Consider the following 16,702-nt stretch of genomic DNA (forward strand, 5'->3'; position numbering starts at 1 on the left):
CCAGGTTAGACCGACGGCTCGTACACGACCTCGGGGCCGTCGACCCCGTCGACCTGCTCCCCCACCTCGAGGGAGCCGAACGGGAGCGCGACCGCCCGCGACGCCGCGTCGCCCGGCGCGGTGCACACCCGGGCGACCGCGACGCCCGGCGCGCGCCGCGCCCGGTCCAGCAGCAGGGCCAGGGCCGCCCGCGCGCAGCCGCGGCGCCGGTGCTCCGGCAGCACGGCGTAGCCGATCTCCACCGTCCCGCGGGCGTCGGGCGGGCCGTGGAAGCCGGCGCGGCCGACGGCCGGGCCGCGGGCGACGTCCCGGACGACGCCGGTCACCCACGCGGCGGCCGACGGGTCGGCGGCCACCTGCGCGGCCCGCATCCGCCACACCGGCGCCTACTCCGGGGCCCGCGAACGCCGGCGGCAGCGGGACCGGCGCCGGGGTGGTGTCGCCGTCGGCGAGGGCCGCGAGCACCGGGCCGCTCAGCGCCGGCACCTCGACCCGCGGCGTCACGGCGACCGATCCGGACAGCTCCCGCGACGTCCGTCCACACCCGCACGGTGCCCGGGGCGGGACGGGCAGGAGCAGGTCCGAGGACCGCCCGTCGGCGTGGGGTCGCCGGTCAGCAGGCGAACTCCTGGTCCTCCGGGACCACCGTCCAGAGGTCCTCACCCGCGTAGTCGGTGTAGAGGTTGGCGATGTACGGGCCACTGGAGGTGTACCTGCCGACCCGCGCGGTGTGGCCGTCGGACCAGACGATCGTGAAGGCCATGACGTACGTGCTGCCGTCGAAGGTGCACGACTTGCCCGTCAGGCTCACCCAGGAGTCGACCTGCGGCTGCGGCGCGGGAGCCGGGGCGGGAGCGGGGGCCGGTGCGGGGGCGGAGGCCGGCGTCGACGCCGGGCGGGAGGGCGTCGCCGCAGCGCCCGAGGAGCCCCGCGCCGGCTGCGGCGGGGCGGTCTGCCGCGAGGCACCCGTTGCGGCCTCGCCGGCCGCCTGCTCGGCGGCGGCCCGCTCGGCGGCAACGTGCTCGGCGGCCACCTGCTCGGCGGCGACGCGCTCCGCCTCACGGACGGCGGCAGCGGCGGCCTCCTGCTCCACGGCGAGGCCGTTGACGGTCGGCGGGGCGGTCGCCGGCGCGGACGGGGTGACCTGCGCGGCGGCGCCGACACCGGCGTCCGCGCAGCCCGCGGTGAGCGTGACGAGCCCGGCGGCGACGGCGGCGGTCGTGACCCGGCGCAGGAGGCGGCGGCCCGCTGCACCCGGATCGCACCCGGCGGGCGCGCCGGTCGTCGAGGCGCCGCGGCCGGCGGAGGGAACGGAGGTCGTGGACACGGGGAGCACGTCCGCTCATCGGCAGGGTGCGGCCGCGACTGAAATCCGCCCGATCCCGATCCGGGAAGGGTCCTCAGCCGTCGAGGCGCGCCTCCCAGCCGGGGCCGTGCGGGACCAGCACCGCGGTGCGGACGTCGTCGTCGCGGCGGTCCAGCCGGACCTCGAGGTGCTCGTCGGCCAGCCGCTCGACCAGCCCGGCGCCCCACTCGACCACCGTCACCGACTCCTCGGTGGAGGCGTCGAGGTCGAGGTCGTCGACGTCGGCCACGCTGCCGAGCCGGTAGGCGTCCACGTGCACCAGCGGGAGCCGCCCGCCGCGGTGCACGCGGGCGATGACGAAGGTGGGCGAGGTGACCGGCTCGGCCACCCCGAGCGCGGCGCCGAGGCCCTGGGTGAGCGCGGTCTTGCCCGCCCCCAGCGGGCCGGTGAGGACGACGAGGTCGCCCGGCCGCACCACCGCGGCGAGCGCCGCGCCCAGCGCCCGGGTGTCCTCGGGGGTGGGCAGCTCGTGCTCGCGCCTCACGGGGCCAGGCTCCGCGCCACCGAGGTGAGGTCCTCGAGCAGCCCCGCCCGCGGCGCCCCGGCCGGGCCGAACCGGATCGCCGCCGACGGGTGGTAGGTCGCCCAGACCGCGCGGCCGCCGACGTCGTGCGGGCGGCCGCGGGCCTCGGCGAGCACGGTCCGCGGCCCGAGGAACCACTTGGCCGACGACAGCCCGAGCGCCACGACGACGGGCGGGTCGAGCAGCTCGAGCTGGCGGCGCAGCCAGCCGCTGCAGCGGGCCACCTCGGAGGTCTTCGGCGTCCGGTTCCCGGGCGGCCGGCACTTCACGATGTTCAGCACCGCGGCCTCGGCGCGGTCCAGCCCCGCCTCGGCGAGCAGCAGGTCCAGCAGCTGCCCCGACTTCCCGACGAAGGGCCGGCCGGTCTCGTCCTCGTTGGCGCCGGGCGCCTCCCCGACCAGCGCGAACCGGGCCCGGCCGCGCACCGGCGGGTCCCCGACGACGACGTGCTGCCGGGTGGCGGCCAGCTCGGGGCAGGCGACGCAGGGGGTGGCGGCCGCGGCGAGCTCCGGCCAGCCGGCGGCCGCGGCGGCGGTGCGCGCGACCTCCTCGGCCATCGCCCGGGTCTCGGCGTCGAACCGGGGCGGACGGGAGGCGGCCACGCGCCGACCCTACGGGGGCCGCTGCGGCCGGGCCTCCGGGCTTCCCTCCGCGGCCCGGGAGCCTCACCCTGTGCTCGGGACCCCGCGCCGGGAGGAGCCGCCATGACGCCGCAACCGGACGTGTACGACGTCGCCTGCCTCGCCGGCGGGACGCAGCGGGTGGTCGACACCGCGCTGGTCGCCCTGGTGGTCACCGGCCGGGTGCGCGCCGTCGCCCCGGGCGAGCTGCAGGTGGTCTCCCCGCGGCGCCGGCACCCGGTCGAGGCCGCGGTCCTCGACGCCGTCGGGGCGCGGGGCCGCCGCTCGGTGGAGACCGTGCGCTGGCGTGCGCTCGGCGACGACCGGGTGACCGAGGTCGTGCGGCGGCTGCGGCACGAGGGGCTGCTCGGCCGGCTGCTCGGCCCGACCGCCGCGGGCCGGCGGCTGCTGCGGGACGCGCGGGCCGGCGACGGCGACCCGGTGCGGCGGGTGGCGCTCGACGGCGTGCAGCGGCTTCCCGACCCGGCGCTGCGGGCGGCGGTGGTGGCGCCCCCGCGCCGTCCGGTCGTGCCCGGCGCCGGGACGCCGTGGGAGCTGACCTTCGCCGACGGCTGCGAGGCCGCCCACCGCACCCGCGAGGAGCTGATGGGCCGCCTGTACGACGCCCGCGGCTGAGGGCTCAGTCCCGGACGGGCACCCCGGCGGCGACGCGGCGCAGCAGGCCGGACAGCGCCCGGGTGACCTCCTCGGGCCGCTCCAGCGGGACCAGGTGCCCGGCGTCCGGCACGACGACGTACTCGACCATCGGGCCCTCGCCGCCCAGCAGCTCCACGAGGGTGTCGCTGTGCGCCTTCGGGATCATCTTGTCCGCGTCACCGGTGAGCACCAGCGTCGGCACGCTGCGCAGCGGCTGCAGCGCGCCGGTCTCGTCGAGGCCGGCCAGCGCCGGGTAGAACTCCGCGATCACGTCGACCGGCGTGCCGCCGATCATCGCGTCCACGTAGCGGCCCAACCGCGGGTCGACGTCGGTGGAGGAGAACGACAGCGACCAGGTGGCCGCGGAGACGACGTCGGCGGCCAGCCGGCGGGTGCGCTCGGCGAACGCCGGCCGGCGGCGCATCGTCCAGGCCGCGACCGGCAGCACCGCGGCACGCAGGCGGGTGAGGAACTCGGGCAGGCCGAAGTCGAGGTCGGCCAGGTTGCCGCTCGACGTCGACACCAGGGCCGCGCCGACGACCTTGGTGCCGAACAGCTCCGGGTGCAGTTCGGCCAGGCCCATGACGGTCATGCCGCCCATGGAGTGGCCGACGAGCACGACCGGGCCCTCGGGCACCCGGGTCTCGACGACGGCGGCGAGGTCGCGGGCCAGCTGCTCGATCGTCGAGTTCTCGGCCGGGCCCCGGGTGGAGCCCCCGTGGCCGCGCTGGTCGTAGAACACCAGCCGGGCCGCGGGGCGGTGCCCGTTGGCGGTGGCCAGCTGCGCGCCCAGCGACCGCCGCTGGAACGTCCACGACGCCATCGACAGCGTGTAGCCGTGCACGAAGACGACGGTCAGCGGCGCGTCGAGCGGGCCGACCTCCTCCACCGCCAGCAGCACGCCGTCGTCGGCCTGGACCAGCGCGGTGCGGTCGGCCCGGCGGGAGGCCGGGCCGAGCGGGTCGTCCTCCCGCAGCTCGGCGGCGGTGGCGCCCTCCGGCAGCGCCCCGGCGGGACTCAGCCGCTCCGCGCGCACCCGCCGGGTGGCGATCCGGGCGACGGCCACGCCGACGGCGGTGGTCGCCGCCGCCAGGCCGACGACGGCCCCGGCGACCCCGGCGGCCGGGTGGCGCTCCAGCGCCCCGGCGACACCGGACCGCGCCGGGGCGGCCGCGCGCCGCACCGGTCCCCTGCTGCGTGCCATCAGACCGCCCCCGCGGACCCGACGTGCCGGCGGGTGAACCGCCCGCCGACCCGGGTGACCAGCTCGTAGTGGATGGTGTCGACCGCGTCGGCCCACTGCTGCGCGGTGGGCTCGCCCCGGTCGCCGGGACCCCAGAGGACCACCTCGTCGCCCGGCGCCACGGCGGCGTCGCCGACGTCGAGCACGAACTGGTCCATGCACACCCGCCCGGCGATGGTGCGCTGGGCGCCGCCGGCGAGCACCGGCGCCCGGTTGCCCGCCGCCCGCGGCACCCCGTCGGCGTACCCGACCGGCACGAGCGCGAGCGTGGTCTCGGTCACCGGCGAGTAGGTGTGGCCGTAGGAGACCCCGACGCCCGCGGGCACCCGCTTGGTCAGCGCGACCCGCGCGCGCACGGTCATCGCGGGCCGCAGGCCGTGGACCGCCGGGTCGCCGCCGAGCGGGTCCAGGCCGTAGAGGGCGACGCCGGGTCGGACCATGTCGTACCAGGTGTCCGGCAGCGCCACGGTGGCCGCGGAGTTGGCCAGGTGCCGGCGCCCGTCCAGCCCGGCCCCGCGGGCGAGGTCCACGGCCTCGTCGAACACCCGCACCTGGGCGCCGATCGTCGGGTGGGTCGGCGCGTCGGCGTAGGCCATGTGGCTCCACAGCCCCACGACCTCGACCTCGCCGTCGGCCTGCGCGCGGGCGGCCGCGGCGACCAGGCCCGGCCAGTCGGCCGTCGTGGCGCCCTCGCGGGACAGGCCGGTGTCGGCGAACAGGTGCAGCCGCGCGGCCCGGCCGGTGGCGCGGGCGGCGGCGACCACCTCGGCCAGCCCCCACTCCGCGCTCACCGACAGCTCGACGTCGGCCTCCAGCGCCGGGGCGAAGTCGGTGCCGGGGGTGTGCAGCCAGGCCAGCAGCGGCGCGGTCACCCCCGCGGCACGCAGCGCCAGCGCCTCCTCCAGCACGGCGACGCCGAGCGCGTCGGCACCGCCGGCCAGCACCGCCCGGGCCGCGGGCACCAGCCCGTGCCCGTATCCGTCGGCCTTGACCACCGCCATCAGCGGCCGGCCGACCCGCTCGCGCAGCACGGCGGTGTTCGCCGCGATCGCGTCGAGGTCGACGACCACTTCGGCCCGGGGTTCGCTCACACCCCCGAGTCTCGCAGGCCGGTGCCGCGCACCCGGCCCACCGTCTCGGAGAGCCGCCGCACCATGTCGCCGGCGACCAGCGGCCCGGTCTCGGCGGCGACCTGACCGGCGCGGCCGTGCAGGTGCGCGGCCGCCGCCGCGGTCTCCGCGGCCGGGGTGCCGGTGGCCAGCAGGGCGCCGAGGATCCCCGAGAGCACGTCCCCGGTGCCGGCGGTGGCCATCTCCGGGGTGCCGGTGCCGTTGACGAACGCGGTCCCGCCCGGGTCCGCGACGACGGTGGCGCTGCCCTTGAGCAGCACGACCGCGCCGAGGTCCGCGGCCAGCCGGCGGGCGCTGCCGACCCGGTCGGCGCCGACCGCGACGCCGAAGCGCTCGAACTCGCGGTCGTGCGGGGTGAGCACGGTGGGCGCGGCCCGGCGGCGGACGAGGTCCGGCTCGCGGGCGGCCATCGTCAGCGCGTCGGCGTCGACCACCACCGGCAGGTCGGTGGCCAGCACCTCGGCGAGCACGCTGCGGGCGTCGTCGTCGGTGCCCGTGCCCGGGCCGACCACCCAGGCCTGCACGCGGCCGGCGTCGCCGGGGCGGCCCGCGGTGACGATCGCCTCGGGCCAGGCGGCGCGCACGCCCTCGGCCGCGGTGCCCGCGTAGCGGACCAGCCCCGGCCGGGTGCGCAGCGCCGCCCCGGTGCACAGCACCCCGGCGCCGGGGTAGGTGGCCGAGCCGGCCACGATCCCGACGACGCCGCGGGAGTACTTGTCGTCGACGTCGCCGGGCGGCTGCAGGTGCGCGGCGACGTCGTCGTCGGTGAGCTGGTGCGCCCGCGCCGGGGCCAGGTGCGGGCCCAGGCCGATGTCGACCAGGTGCACCGTGCCCGCGTACCCGCGGCCCTCGCCGACGACGAGCCCGGGCTTCACCGCGCCGAAGGTGACCGTGTGGACGGCGGCGAACGCGGCGCCCTCGACCGCGCCGGTGTCGGCGTCCACACCGCTCGGCACGTCGACGGCGACGGTGGTGCCCGGCCCGGTGGCGGCGCGGTCGGCCAGCCGGGCGGCGTCCGGCCGCAGCCCGCCGCGGCCGCCGATGCCGACGATCCCGTCGAGGACGAGGTCGGCGCGGTCCAGCCCGTCGGGCCCGTCCGGGCCGGTCACCCGCCCGCCGGCGCGGCGCAGCGCCGCCAGCCCAGCGGGGTGGGCGCGGTCCGGGGCGAGCAGCACGGCGGTCACCCGGGCGCCGCGGGCGGCCAGCCGCGCGCCGGCGAACAGCGCGTCGCCGCCGTTGTTGCCGCCGCCGGCGAGGACGGTGACCCGCGCGCCGGGCGCCCGGCCGAGCAGCCGCAGGCAGACGGTGGCCAGGCCGGTCGCCGCCCGCTGCATGAGCGCGCCCTCGCGGGTGCGGGCCAGCAGCACGTCCTCGGCGGCGCGGACCTCCGCGACGGTGGACAGCCCGATCACGGCGCCCCCTCCCGCCCGGCCCCGCCCTCGGCGACGACCACGGCCGACGCGATGCCGCCGTCGTGGCTGAGCGAGAGGTGCCAGCTGCTGATGCCGAGGTCCGCGGCCCGCTTCGCGACCGTGCCGCGCACCTCCAGGTGCGGGCGGCCGCGCTCGCCGACCATGACCTCGACGTCGTGCCAGTGCAGCGAACCGGGCGCGCCGAGGGACTTGGCGACCGCCTCCTTGGCGGCGAACCGCGCGGCCAGCGACTCCGCGGTGCGGGGGCTGCCGGACGGCGTCGTCTGCTCGTCCGCGGTGAACAGCCGGTCCCGCAGCCCGGGGGTGCGCTCCAGCGACTCGGCGAAACGGGTCACGGGGACCACGTCGATCCCGACCCCGACGATCACCGGGCCAGTCTGCCGTGCGCCCGCCGGACGCGCCGTCCTGGCTCACCGTCACGCGTCCTGGCTCACCGCCGACGGCGAGCCAGGACGCAGCACGATCAGCTCACCTGATCGTGCACGAGCTCACTCGACGGTGACGCTCTTGGCCAGGTTGCGGGGCTGGTCGACGTCGAAGCCGCGGGTGTCGGCGATCTCGCAGGCGAGGATCTGCAGCGGCACCGTGGTCACCACCGGGGCGAGCAGGGTGGGCGTGCGCGGCACCCGGATGAGGTGGTCGGCGTAGGGGACGACGTCGTCGTCGCCCTCCTCGGCGATGACGATGGTGCGCGCCCCGCGGGCCCGGATCTCCTGGATGTTGGAGACGACCTTGCCGTGCAGCACGCTGCGCCCGGCCGGCGACGGCGCGATGACCACCACCGGCGTGCCCTCGTCGATGACCGCGATCGGGCCGTGCTTGAGCTCGCCGGCGGCGAAGCCCTCGGCGTGGATGTAGGCCAGCTCCTTGAGCTTGAGCGCGCCCTCCAGCGCCACCGGGAAGCCCACGTGGCGGCCGAGGAACAGGACCGTGTCCGCGTCGGCCAGCGACCGGCCCAGCTCCCGCACCGGCTCCATCTGGGTCAGCACCTGCTCGACCGCCTCGGGCAGCCGCTGCAGCTGCTGGACGATCGAGCCGACCTCGTCGGCGTACTTGATCCCGCGCACCTGGGCGAGGAACAGCCCGACCAGGTAGCAGGCGACGATCTGCGCCAGGAACGCCTTGGTCGAGGCGACGGCGATCTCCGGGCCGGCGTGGGTGTACAGCACGGCGTCGGACTCGCGCGGGATCGTCGAGCCGTTGACGTTGCAGATGGCCAGCACGCGGGCCTTCTGCTCCTTGGCGTGCCGCAGCGCCATGAGGGTGTCCATCGTCTCGCCGGACTGGCTGATGACGACGACCAGCGTGGAGCGGTCGAGCACCGGGTCGCGGTAGCGGAACTCGCTGGCCACCTCGACCTCGACCGGGATGCGGGTCCAGTGCTCGATGGCGTACTTGGCGATCAGCCCGGCGTGGTAGCTGGTGCCGCAGGAGACGACGAAGACCTTGTCGACGTCGCGCAGGTCCTGGTCGGACAGCCGCACCTCGTCGAGGAGCAGCTCGCCGTCGTCGCCGAGGCGCCCGCGCAGGGTGTCGGCGACCGCCTGCGGCTGCTCGGCGATCTCCTTGAGCATGAACCAGTCGTGGCCGCCCTTCTCCGCGGCCGCGGCGTCCCAGTCGACGGTGTAGGCGGCGGGCTCGGCGGGCGCGCCCTCGAAGTCGGTGACGGTCAGGCCGCGGGTGCGGTCGATCTCGACGACCTGGTCCTGGCCGAGCTCGCGGGCCTCGCGGGTGTGCGCGATGAACGCCGCGACGTCGGAGCCGAGGAAGTACTCGCCGTCGCCGACGCCGACCACCAGCGGGCTGTTGCGGCGGGAGGCCACCAGCGTGTCGGGCTCGTCGGCGTGCGCCGCGACGAGGGTGAACGCGCCCTCCAGCCGGCGGCTGACCAGGCGCATCGCCTCGGCGAACCGGCCCGGGCCCGCGGGCAGCTCCGCGTAGGCGGCGGCCAGCAGGTGCGCCACGACCTCGGTGTCGGTCTCCGAGCGCATCTCGGCGCCGGCGGCCTCGCACTCGGCGCGCAGGTGCGCGAAGTTCTCGATGATCCCGTTGTGGATGACCGCGACCCGGCCGTCGGCCGACAGGTGCGGGTGGGCGTTGCGGTCGGTCGGGCCGCCGTGCGTGGCCCAGCGGGTGTGCCCGATGCCCAGCGTCGACTCCGGCAGCGGGTCGTCGGCCAGGACCTTCTCCAGGTTGGCCAGCTTGCCCGCCTTCTTGGCCGACGCCAGCTCCCCGGAGCCGTCGCCGTCCACCCGGACGGCCACGCCCGCGGAGTCGTATCCGCGGTACTCGAGCCGGCGCAGGCCCTCCAGGACGACGTCCAGGGCGTTCTGGGGGCCGACGTAACCCACGATGCCGCACATGTGTATCGAGGCTACCGGGGAAGGGGGACCGATCCGTCCCCCTGCGGTGTGAGACGCGGAGCCCGTCCCACCCGCCCCACCGGGCCGGTCAGGACCAGGGCGTCACCGGGCGCGGGCGGGGCACGCCGTCGACGGCCACGTCGAAGCGCTCGTCGAAGAAGCACAGCAGCCCGCGCAGCCCGGCCGCGTCGGGCAGCGGGTCCCGGTAGCTCCACACCGCGTCCGGGACCAGCCCGTCGCCGGTCCGCACCGACCAGTACTCCGCCTGGCCCTTGTACGCGCACCAGGTGCGCGTCTCGCTGGGCACCAGGTCGGCGACGACGTCCTCGGCCGGCAGGTACCAGCGCACCGGCAGCAGGGTCTCGAACACCAGCCGCGGCCGGGAGGAGGCCGCCAGCAGCTCCCCGCCGGCCGACACCCGCACCGACCGCGACCCGGCCCGGACGTCGACCCGGTGGAACGGGTCGCGCGGGTGCCCGTGCAGCGGCTCGTCCTCCTCGTACCAGGCGTCGCAGCCGCCGAAGTCCAGGACGACGTAGCCGGCCAGCGCCGGGTCCGCCGGGCAGAACCCCTCGACGACGCGGTCGCTGCCCGGTACCCGCACCGCCACCGGCTCCCCCGGCGTGCTGCGCACGGAGAACGGGACCCGGGGGTCGAGCACGCGCAGCTCGGTCACGTCGGGGACGGCGAAGCCGGTGCCCGCCGGGACGTCCGGGGGCGGGGCCGGGGCGGGCGCGAGGGTCCCGCGCAGGTCCTCGCGCGGGACGGCGTACGCGGGCACCACCCGCCGCGGCTCCCACACGAGCAGCGCCCGGTCGGTGAGCGCGACGACGACGCCGTCGGCCTCGGCCCGCACCCGCTTGGCGGTGGGCTCGTACCGGAGCCGGCCGACGGCCCCGCCGACCAGGTCGCGCATCCGCACGGTCATCGCGTCCTCCCGCCGGGCCGGTGGGCGCCATGCTCGTCCCGGGGCGGCGCCCCGGTCCAGCCCGGCGGTCAGTCGACGGCGGCGACGACCGCGGCCAGCCGGGAGGCGATCGCGTCGGCGAGCTCCTGGGTGGGCGCCTCGACCATCACGCGCACGAGCTGCTCGGTGCCGGAGGGCCGCAGCAGCACCCGGCCGTCGTCCCCGAGCTCGGCCTCGGCGGCGTTGACCGCGCCGCCCACGGCCTCGCTCTCCACGACCCGGATGCGGTCGCGGACCGGGACGTTGACCAGGGTCTGCGGGAGCCGGCGCACCACCGAGGCCAGCTCGGCGAGCGAGGCGCCGGTGGCGGCCATGCGGGACAGGAGCGACAGGCCGGTGAGCAGGCCGTCGCCGGTGGTGGCGTGGTCGAGGAAGACCAGGTGGCCGCTCTGCTCCCCGCCGAGGCTGAGCCCCTGCTCGCGCAGCGCCTCGAGGACGTAGCGGTCGCCGACGGCGGTGGTGTGCACCGCGATGCCGGCGTCGCGCATCGTGTGGTGGAAGCCGAGGTTGCTCATCACCGTGGCGACGACCGTGTCCCGGGCCAGCTCGCCGCGCTCCTTGAGCGCCAGCGCGCAGACGGCGAGGATCGCGTCGCCGTCGACCACCCGCCCGTCGGCGGTGACCGCGAGGCAGCGGTCGGCGTCGCCGTCGTGCGCGATGCCGAGGTCCGCGCCGGTCTCGCGGACGGCGTCGGTCAGCGGGCCCAGGTGGGTGGAGCCGATGCCGTCGTTGATGTTCCAGCCGTCGGGCTCGCCGCCGATGACGGTGACCTCGGCGCCGGCGCGGCGGTAGACGTCGGGGGCGACGGTGGCGGCCGAGCCGTGCGCGCAGTCGACGACCAGGCGCAGTCCGGACACCGACGCCGGGAGCGTCGACAGCAGGTGCTCGGCGTAGTCCTCGACGGCGCTGGGCAGGTCGCGGACCCGGCCGATGTCGGCACCGGTCGGGCGGTGGCCGTCGGTGCTCCGGCGGGAGGTGGCGAGGGTGCTCTCGATCGCCGCCTCGACCGCGTCGGGCAGCTTGTGGCCGCCGCGGCTGAACAGCTTGATGCCGTTGTCGGGCATCGGGTTGTGGCTCGCCGAGATCATGACGCCGAGGTCGGCGCCGGTCTCGGCGGTGAGGAACGCGACGGCCGGGGTGGGGAGCACGCCCACGCGCAGCACCTCGGCACCCGCGCTCGCGAGGCCCGCCACGACGGCGGCCTCGAGCATCTCCCCGCTGGCGCGGGGGTCACGCCCGACGACCGCGACGGGACGCGAGGTCCCGTCGCGGTCGGCGAGCACGTTGGCGGCGGCACGCGCCACCGACAGGGCCAACTCCGGCGTGAGGTCGGCGTTGGCCCGACCCCGGACGCCGTCGGTCCCGAAGAGGCGACCCACGGCGGTGCCGGTCAGCGCTTCGAGTACTGAGGAGCCTTGCGGGCCTTCTTGAGGCCGTACTTCTTGCGCTCCTTGACCCGCGCGTCGCGGGTGAGGAAGCCGGCCTTCTTGAGGGCCGGGCGGTCCTCGGCCTCGACCTCGATGAGGGCGCGGGCGATCGCCAGGCGCAGCGCGCCGGCCTGGCCGGTGACGCCGCCGCCCTTGAGGATGCCGACGACGTCGTACTGCTCGGCCTTCTCCAGGGTCACGAACGGCTCGCGGATGAGCTGCTGGTGCACCTTGTTCGGGAAGTACTGCTCGAGGCTGCGGCCGTTGAGGCGGAACTGGCCGGTGCCGGGCACGAGGCGCACCCGGACGACGGCCTCCTTGCGCCGGCCGACGGTCTGGACCGGGCGCCCCTCGGCGTCGGTCACGGTGAGGGGGGAGGTCACTGGGCCACCTGCTTGATCTCGAACGTCTGGGGCTGCTGGGCGGCGTGCGGGTGCTCGGGGCCCGCGTACACCTTCAGCTTCTTGATCATCTGCCGGCCGAGGCTGTTGTGCGGCAGCATGCCCTTCACCGCGCGCTCGACGACGCGGTCAGGGTGGGTGCGCAGCTGGTCGCCGACGTTGATCGCGCGCAGGCCGCCCGGGTAGCCGGAGTGCCGGTAGGCGGTCTTCTGGTCGCGCTTGGAGCCGGTGAGGGCGATCTTGTTCGCGTTCACGACGACGACGAAGTCACCGACGTCGACGTGCGGGGCGAACTGGGGCTTGTGCTTGCCGCGCAGCAGGGTCGCGACCTGGCTGGCGAGTCGACCGAGCACCACGTCGGTGGCGTCGATGACGTGCCAGGCGCGGGTGACCTCGCCGGGCTTGGGTGAGTACGTGCGCACGGCGCTCGTGTCCTCCGTCGTCGTCGGGGTGGCTGGTGGGATCGCCTCACCGAGGACGGGAGACGCCGACGGCGCGCGCGCACCAGCCGGCGGCCGCGCACCAGCCGACGACGATACCAGCCGGATGACGTGCTGGAACGGCCCCGTCAGGGACGGGGTCCTCCCTCAGCCGGTGCCGAGGTCGCGCTGGGCCGGCAGCACCGCCCCGGCCACCGCGGCGCCCAGCCGCCGTCCCCGTGTCCCCGTCACGGGCGGGAGCCGAGGGCGGCGTCTGCGCAGGTCGCACACCCGGGGACGCAGGCGCCCGCCCGGTCGGGGGTCAGCCGACCCGGCGCAGCAGCCCGGTCTCGACGTCGTAGACGGTGCCGCAGATCTCCTTGGACAGCAGGAACGGGCTCTCCCGCAGCAGCCGGATCGACTCGCGGACGTCCTCGTCGACGTCGGTGAACGCGCGCGCGGGCCACGGCGGCCGGACGCCGGTGGCCTGCTCGACCAGGTCGGCGAACGAGGCGTCGTCGGTCTTCTGCAGGCCGCAGTCGGTGTGGTGCACCAGCACGATCTCGCGCGTGCCGAGCACGTGCTGGGAGATGGTCAGCGAGCGGATGGTGTCCTCGGTGACCACGCCGCCGGCGTTGCGGATGACGTGCGCGTCGCCCACGGCTAGGCCGAGCAGCGGGAACAGCGGCATGCGCGAGTCCATGCAGGCGACGACGGCGACCCTGCGCGCCGGGGCCACCGGCAGCCCGCCCCGGAAGTCGCGGGCCCACTCCTCGTTGGCGGCCAGCATCCGCTCGTACTCGGCCACGTGGGCGCTCCTCTCGTGTGGTCAGGCAGTGGAAGCTCTCCGCACGCCTCGGGCGCGCGGACGTGGGGACAGCTTCCTATGCCTCCACCACCCGCTCGCGGGCGACCTGGCCGGCGAGCGCCGCCGGGGAGAGGTCCGGGCGGCCGCCGAGCCGTCGGACGGTGAGCGTGGCCGCCGCCGAGGCGGTCCGCGCGGCCTCGGCCGGGCCGGCACCGCCCAGCAGCGCGGCGACCAGCCCGGCGACGTGGGCGTCCCCGCCGCCGGTCGGGTCGACGGGGTCGCTGTCCGACAGCGGCACGCGGACCACCCCGTCGGCCGGCCGGTCCGCGCCGCCCGTGGCCCGCGACCCACCGGCGCGCCAGGCGACCACCTCGCCGTCGGCGCCCGCGGACAGGACCACCAGCCGCGGTCCGGCCGCCCGGAGCTCGAGCGCGGCCTCCCGGACGTCGTCGACGCCGTCGAGGTCCCGGCCGACCAGCAGCGCGGCCTCCGCGGCGTCGGCGCGCAGCACGGCGGCGCGGGCCAGCAGCGCGTCGCGGGTGGCGTCGTCGGCGGGGGCGCCGTCGGCGACGACGAGCGCGTCCGGGCGGACCAGGTCCAGCGCCGCGCGCACCGCCTCCCCCGGCTGCTGCATCTGCAGGGACAGCGCCTGGCACCCGGCCACGAGGTCGGCGGCCGCGGCGACGTCGCCGGCGGTGAGCAGCACGCCGTCCGGGACGTCCTCGAGCAGCCGGCGCGCGCCGCCGCGCCCCACCACGTCGACCAGCAGCGCAGAGGGGACGCCCGGCCGCCGGCGCACGCCGGACACGTCCACGCCGTCGGCGCGGGCCTGGGCGAGCAGCGGGTCGCCGTCGTCCCCCACCACGCCGACCAGCGCCACCGGGACGCCCATCTGGGCCAGTGCCACCGCCTGGTTGGCGCCCTTGCCGCCGAGCACCTCGATCCGGCGGAGCACCTCCGCCGAGCCGCCCGCGGACGGCAGCCGCCCGACCTGCAGCACCAGGTCCCGCCCGGCCTGCCCGAGCACGACGACGTCGGTCATGCCGCCCACGCTGCCCGCGGCCCCGGGCACCCGCCAGCCGGGCCGGGGCCCATCCGCCAGGATGACCGCGTGCGCACGGTCGAGGAACACCAGGCGGCGGTCGCCGCCCTGCTCGCCCCGCTCGGGGAGGAGGAGGTGCCGCTGGCCGCGGCGCACGGCCGGGTCCTCGCCCGCGACGTCGTCGCGGAGGTGCCGCTGCCCGGCTTCGACAACTCGGCGATGGACGGCTACGCCGCCCGCTCCGCCGAGCTCGGCGCGCTCCCCGCCCGGCTGCCGGTGGCCGACGACGTCCCGGCCGGCCGCACCGACGTCGTCCCCCTGGCGCCGGGCACCGTGCAGCGGATCATGACCGGCGCGCTGCTGCCCCCGGGCGCCGACGTCGTCGTCCCCGTGGAGCTCACCGACGCGGCCACCGACGTCGTCGAGATCCGCGACGCCCCCGCCGCCGGGACCCACCTGCGCCGCGCCGGGGAGGACATCACCGCCGGCACCGTCGCGCTGGAGGCCGGCGGCCCGCTCGGCGCCGCGCAGCTCGGCCTGGCCGCCGCGGTCGGCGCCCGGACGCTGTGGGTGCGCCGCCGCCCGCGGGTGCTGGTGCTGTCCACCGGCAGCGAGCTCGTCGAGCCGGGCGAGCCGCTGCTGCCCGGTCAGGTCTACGAGTCCAACTCGCTGCTGCTGTGCGCGGCCGCCGAGGACGCCGGGGGCACCGCGCGGCGGCTGCACTTCGTGCCCGACGACGTCGGCCAGTTCCTCGCCACCGTCCGCGCCGAGCTGGCCGAGGCCGACCTGCTGGTCACCAGCGGCGGGGTCAGCGCGGGCGCCTACGAGGTGGTCAAGGACGCGTTCCGCACCCTCGGCACGGTCGAGTTCGTCAAGGTCGCGATGCAGCCGGGCGGCCCGCAGGGCTGCGGCACGGTCGACGGCGTCCCCGTGGTCACGCTGCCCGGCAACCCGGTGAGCTCGTTCGTGTCCTTCGAGGTGTTCGTCCGCCCGGCGCTGCGCCGGGCGCTCGGGCACTCCGCGCCCGGCCGGCTGCGCGCGCCCGCGGTGCTCACCGCGCCGCTGCGCTCCCCCGCCGGGCGGCGGCAGTTCCTCCGCGGCCGCTACGACGCCGGCCGCGTCTCCCAGGTCGGCGGACCCGGCTCGCACCTGGTCGCCCACCTGGCCCGGGCCAACTGCCTGGTCGTCGTGCCCGAGGACGTCACCGAGCTGCCCGCGGGCGCCGAGGTCGACGTCGTCCTGATCGAGGGAGCCCTGCAGTGAGCGAGCTGACGCACGTCGACGAGAAGGGCGCCGCCCGGATGGTCGACGTCTCCGCCAAGCCGGTGACCGCCCGCGAGGCCACCGCCGCCGGCCGGGTGCTGGTCAGCCCCGAGGTGGTGGCGCTGCTGCGCGGGGAGGGCGTGCCCAAGGGCGACGCCGTCGCCGTCGCGCGGATCGCCGGCATCGCCGGGGCCAAGCGGACGCCGGACCTCGTGCCGCTGTGCCACCCGATCGCGCTGCACGGCGTGACGGTCGACGTCGAGGTCACTGACGACGCCGTGGAGATCACCGCCACCGCCCGCACCGCCGACCGCACCGGCGTGGAGATGGAGGCGCTGACCTCGGTCGCCGTGGCGGGGCTGACGGTGATCGACATGGTCAAGGCCGTGGACCCGCGGGCCTCGATCACCGACGTGCGGCTGCTCGCGAAGTCCGGCGGCAAGAGCGGGGAGTGGCGGCGGTGAGCGAGCTCCCCGCGGACGCGCGGGCCGTCGTCGTCACCGCGTCCAACCGCGCCTCGGCCGGGGTCTACGAGGACCGCAGCGGGCAGGCGCTGGCCGAGGGGCTGCGGGCGCTCGGCTTCGTCGTCGAGGGGCCGCACGTGCGCCCCGACGACGTCGGCGCGCTGGCCGCCGTCCTCCGCGAGGCGGTGGCCTCCGGTGCCGACGTCGTCCTCACCACCGGCGGCACCGGGCTCTCCCCCACCGACGTCACGCCCGAGGCCACCCGCGCGGTGGTCGAGCGGGAGGCGCCCGGGCTGGCCGAGGCGGTGCGCCGCCACGGGGAGGGGAAGGTGCCGACCTCGGTGCTGTCCCGGGGCATCGCCGGCACCGCGGGGCGGACGCTGGTCGTGAACCTGCCCGGCTCCCCCGGCGGCGTGCGCGACGGGCTCGCCGTCCTCGGCCCGCTGCTCCCCCACGTGGTCAGCCAGCTCCGCGGCGGCGACCACCCCCGGGGTGGCTGATCGGCCTCGACGTCGTCCCCTGACCGGCCGCGTCGACGAGCGTGTGCGTACGCGCGGTGTTCCTCGGCCCGAGAAC

The 16,702-nt window shown here is 77.3% G+C and carries 19 protein-coding genes; 4 read left to right on the top strand and 15 right to left on the bottom strand.

Annotated elements, in window-relative coordinates; genetic code table 11:
- Nucleotides 1–5: 5 nt before the first annotated feature.
- The 4 genes from ACFO3M_RS06385 to ACFO3M_RS06400 all read right to left on the bottom strand — a co-directional run bounded on the left by ACFO3M_RS06385 (nucleotide 6) and on the right by ACFO3M_RS06400 (nucleotide 2,446).
- A complete protein-coding gene (locus ACFO3M_RS06385; protein WP_387987845.1) occupies nucleotides 6–371 on the bottom strand; it encodes a GNAT family N-acetyltransferase in 366 nt (121 codons plus the stop codon).
- A 242-nt stretch (nucleotides 372–613) separates the two neighbouring features.
- The gene (locus ACFO3M_RS06390; protein ID WP_387987669.1) at nucleotides 614–1,327 is read right to left on the bottom strand and encodes a hypothetical protein; all 714 of its coding nucleotides are present in this window, start codon (nucleotides 1,325–1,327) and stop codon (nucleotides 614–616) included.
- A gap of 73 nt (nucleotides 1,328–1,400) precedes the next feature.
- Entirely contained in the window at nucleotides 1,401–1,850 is a 450-nt protein-coding gene (tsaE, locus tag ACFO3M_RS06395; RefSeq protein ID WP_387987671.1) for a tRNA (adenosine(37)-N6)-threonylcarbamoyltransferase complex ATPase subunit type 1 TsaE, read from the bottom strand.
- Complete coding sequence (locus ACFO3M_RS06400; protein ID WP_387987673.1) at nucleotides 1,847–2,446, bottom strand: uracil-DNA glycosylase; 600 nt, start codon at nucleotides 2,444–2,446, stop codon at nucleotides 1,847–1,849. The genes tsaE and ACFO3M_RS06400 overlap by 4 nt, the downstream gene beginning before the upstream one ends.
- Between ACFO3M_RS06400 and ACFO3M_RS06405 the strand changes: the two genes are divergently transcribed.
- Nucleotides 2,336–3,145 (top strand): TIGR04222 domain-containing membrane protein, encoded by an 810-nt coding sequence (locus tag ACFO3M_RS06405; RefSeq protein ID WP_387987675.1) that lies wholly within the window; start codon nucleotides 2,336–2,338, stop codon nucleotides 3,143–3,145. The genes ACFO3M_RS06400 and ACFO3M_RS06405 overlap by 111 nt on opposite strands.
- A 4-nt stretch (nucleotides 3,146–3,149) precedes the next feature.
- Here the strand turns inward: ACFO3M_RS06405 and ACFO3M_RS06410 are convergent, their stop codons facing one another.
- The 11 genes from ACFO3M_RS06410 to ACFO3M_RS06460 form a co-directional block, all read right to left on the bottom strand.
- Complete coding sequence (locus ACFO3M_RS06410) at nucleotides 3,150–4,349, bottom strand: alpha/beta fold hydrolase (RefSeq protein ID WP_387987677.1); 1,200 nt, start codon at nucleotides 4,347–4,349, stop codon at nucleotides 3,150–3,152.
- 20 nt (nucleotides 4,350–4,369) lie between these two features.
- Nucleotides 4,370–5,500, bottom strand: coding sequence for an alanine racemase (alr, locus tag ACFO3M_RS06415; RefSeq protein ID WP_387987679.1), 1,131 nt, complete (start codon nucleotides 5,498–5,500; stop codon nucleotides 4,370–4,372).
- Nucleotides 5,497–6,951, bottom strand: a complete 1,455-nt coding sequence (locus ACFO3M_RS06420) for an NAD(P)H-hydrate dehydratase (RefSeq protein ID WP_387987681.1) — start codon at nucleotides 6,949–6,951, stop codon at nucleotides 5,497–5,499. Before ACFO3M_RS06420 ends, alr begins: the two co-directional genes overlap by 4 nt.
- Nucleotides 6,948–7,340: a holo-ACP synthase gene (locus ACFO3M_RS06425; protein ID WP_387987683.1), complete on the bottom strand. Its 393-nt coding sequence runs from the start codon at nucleotides 7,338–7,340 to the stop codon at nucleotides 6,948–6,950. Before ACFO3M_RS06425 ends, ACFO3M_RS06420 begins: the two co-directional genes overlap by 4 nt.
- Before the next feature lie 120 nt (nucleotides 7,341–7,460).
- Nucleotides 7,461–9,335, bottom strand: a complete 1,875-nt coding sequence (glmS, locus tag ACFO3M_RS06430; RefSeq protein WP_387987685.1) for a glutamine--fructose-6-phosphate transaminase (isomerizing) — start codon at nucleotides 9,333–9,335, stop codon at nucleotides 7,461–7,463.
- 88 nt (nucleotides 9,336–9,423) lie between these two features.
- On the bottom strand, nucleotides 9,424–10,263 hold the full coding sequence (locus ACFO3M_RS06435) for a DUF427 domain-containing protein (protein ID WP_387987687.1): 840 nt from the start codon (nucleotides 10,261–10,263) through the stop codon (nucleotides 9,424–9,426).
- Nucleotides 10,264–10,331: 68 nt separating this feature from the next.
- Nucleotides 10,332–11,681 carry a phosphoglucosamine mutase gene (gene glmM, locus ACFO3M_RS06440; protein ID WP_387987689.1) on the bottom strand — a complete coding sequence of 450 codons (1,350 nt, stop codon included), beginning with the start codon at nucleotides 11,679–11,681 and terminating at the stop codon, nucleotides 10,332–10,334.
- Nucleotides 11,682–11,692: 11 nt separating this feature from the next.
- Nucleotides 11,693–12,112 (bottom strand): 30S ribosomal protein S9, encoded by a 420-nt coding sequence (rpsI, locus tag ACFO3M_RS06445; RefSeq protein ID WP_387987691.1) that lies wholly within the window; start codon nucleotides 12,110–12,112, stop codon nucleotides 11,693–11,695.
- Complete coding sequence (gene rplM, locus ACFO3M_RS06450) at nucleotides 12,109–12,552, bottom strand: 50S ribosomal protein L13 (RefSeq protein ID WP_387987693.1); 444 nt, start codon at nucleotides 12,550–12,552, stop codon at nucleotides 12,109–12,111. The genes rpsI and rplM overlap by 4 nt, the downstream gene beginning before the upstream one ends.
- Nucleotides 12,553–12,871: 319 nt before the next feature.
- Nucleotides 12,872–13,357 (bottom strand): beta-class carbonic anhydrase, encoded by a 486-nt coding sequence (locus ACFO3M_RS06455; protein ID WP_387987695.1) that lies wholly within the window; start codon nucleotides 13,355–13,357, stop codon nucleotides 12,872–12,874.
- A 76-nt stretch (nucleotides 13,358–13,433) separates the two neighbouring features.
- On the bottom strand, nucleotides 13,434–14,399 hold the full coding sequence (locus ACFO3M_RS06460) for a PfkB family carbohydrate kinase (RefSeq protein WP_387987696.1): 966 nt from the start codon (nucleotides 14,397–14,399) through the stop codon (nucleotides 13,434–13,436).
- A gap of 69 nt (nucleotides 14,400–14,468) precedes the next feature.
- Here ACFO3M_RS06460 and moeA point away from each other — a divergent pair, with 69 nt between their 5' ends.
- Genes moeA through ACFO3M_RS06475 form a run of 3 tightly spaced genes read left to right on the top strand, consistent with a single transcriptional unit; the run spans nucleotide 14,469 to nucleotide 16,626 of the window.
- The gene (gene moeA, locus ACFO3M_RS06465; protein WP_387987699.1) at nucleotides 14,469–15,662 is read left to right on the top strand and encodes a molybdopterin molybdotransferase MoeA; all 1,194 of its coding nucleotides are present in this window, start codon (nucleotides 14,469–14,471) and stop codon (nucleotides 15,660–15,662) included.
- Complete coding sequence (moaC, locus tag ACFO3M_RS06470; protein WP_387987701.1) at nucleotides 15,659–16,126, top strand: cyclic pyranopterin monophosphate synthase MoaC; 468 nt, start codon at nucleotides 15,659–15,661, stop codon at nucleotides 16,124–16,126. The genes moeA and moaC overlap by 4 nt, the downstream gene beginning before the upstream one ends.
- On the top strand, nucleotides 16,123–16,626 hold the full coding sequence (locus ACFO3M_RS06475) for a MogA/MoaB family molybdenum cofactor biosynthesis protein (protein ID WP_387987703.1): 504 nt from the start codon (nucleotides 16,123–16,125) through the stop codon (nucleotides 16,624–16,626). Before moaC ends, ACFO3M_RS06475 begins: the two co-directional genes overlap by 4 nt.
- The last annotated feature ends 76 nt before the right edge of the window (nucleotides 16,627–16,702 follow it).

Origin of the sequence: Geodermatophilus arenarius (genome assembly GCF_042654585.1) — a bacterium.
In the GTDB taxonomy this organism is placed as follows: Bacteria; Actinomycetota; Actinomycetes; order Mycobacteriales; family Geodermatophilaceae; genus Geodermatophilus; species Geodermatophilus arenarius.

What these genes read in the sequence shown, in the direction of transcription:
- ACFO3M_RS06385 (WP_387987845.1), bottom strand. Translation starts at nt 371, where the DNA reads ATGCGGGCCGCGCAGGTGGCCGCCGACCCGTCGGCCGCCGCGTGGGTG.
- ACFO3M_RS06400 (WP_387987673.1), bottom strand. Translation starts at nt 2,446, where the DNA reads ATGGCCGAGGAGGTCGCGCGCACCGCCGCCGCGGCCGCCGGCTGGCCG.
- glmS (WP_387987685.1), bottom strand. Translation starts at nt 9,335, where the DNA reads ATGTGCGGCATCGTGGGTTACGTCGGCCCCCAGAACGCCCTGGACGTC.
- ACFO3M_RS06435 (WP_387987687.1), bottom strand. Translation starts at nt 10,263, where the DNA reads ATGACCGTGCGGATGCGCGACCTGGTCGGCGGGGCCGTCGGCCGGCTC.
- ACFO3M_RS06460 (WP_387987696.1), bottom strand. Translation starts at nt 14,399, where the DNA reads ATGACCGACGTCGTCGTGCTCGGGCAGGCCGGGCGGGACCTGGTGCTG.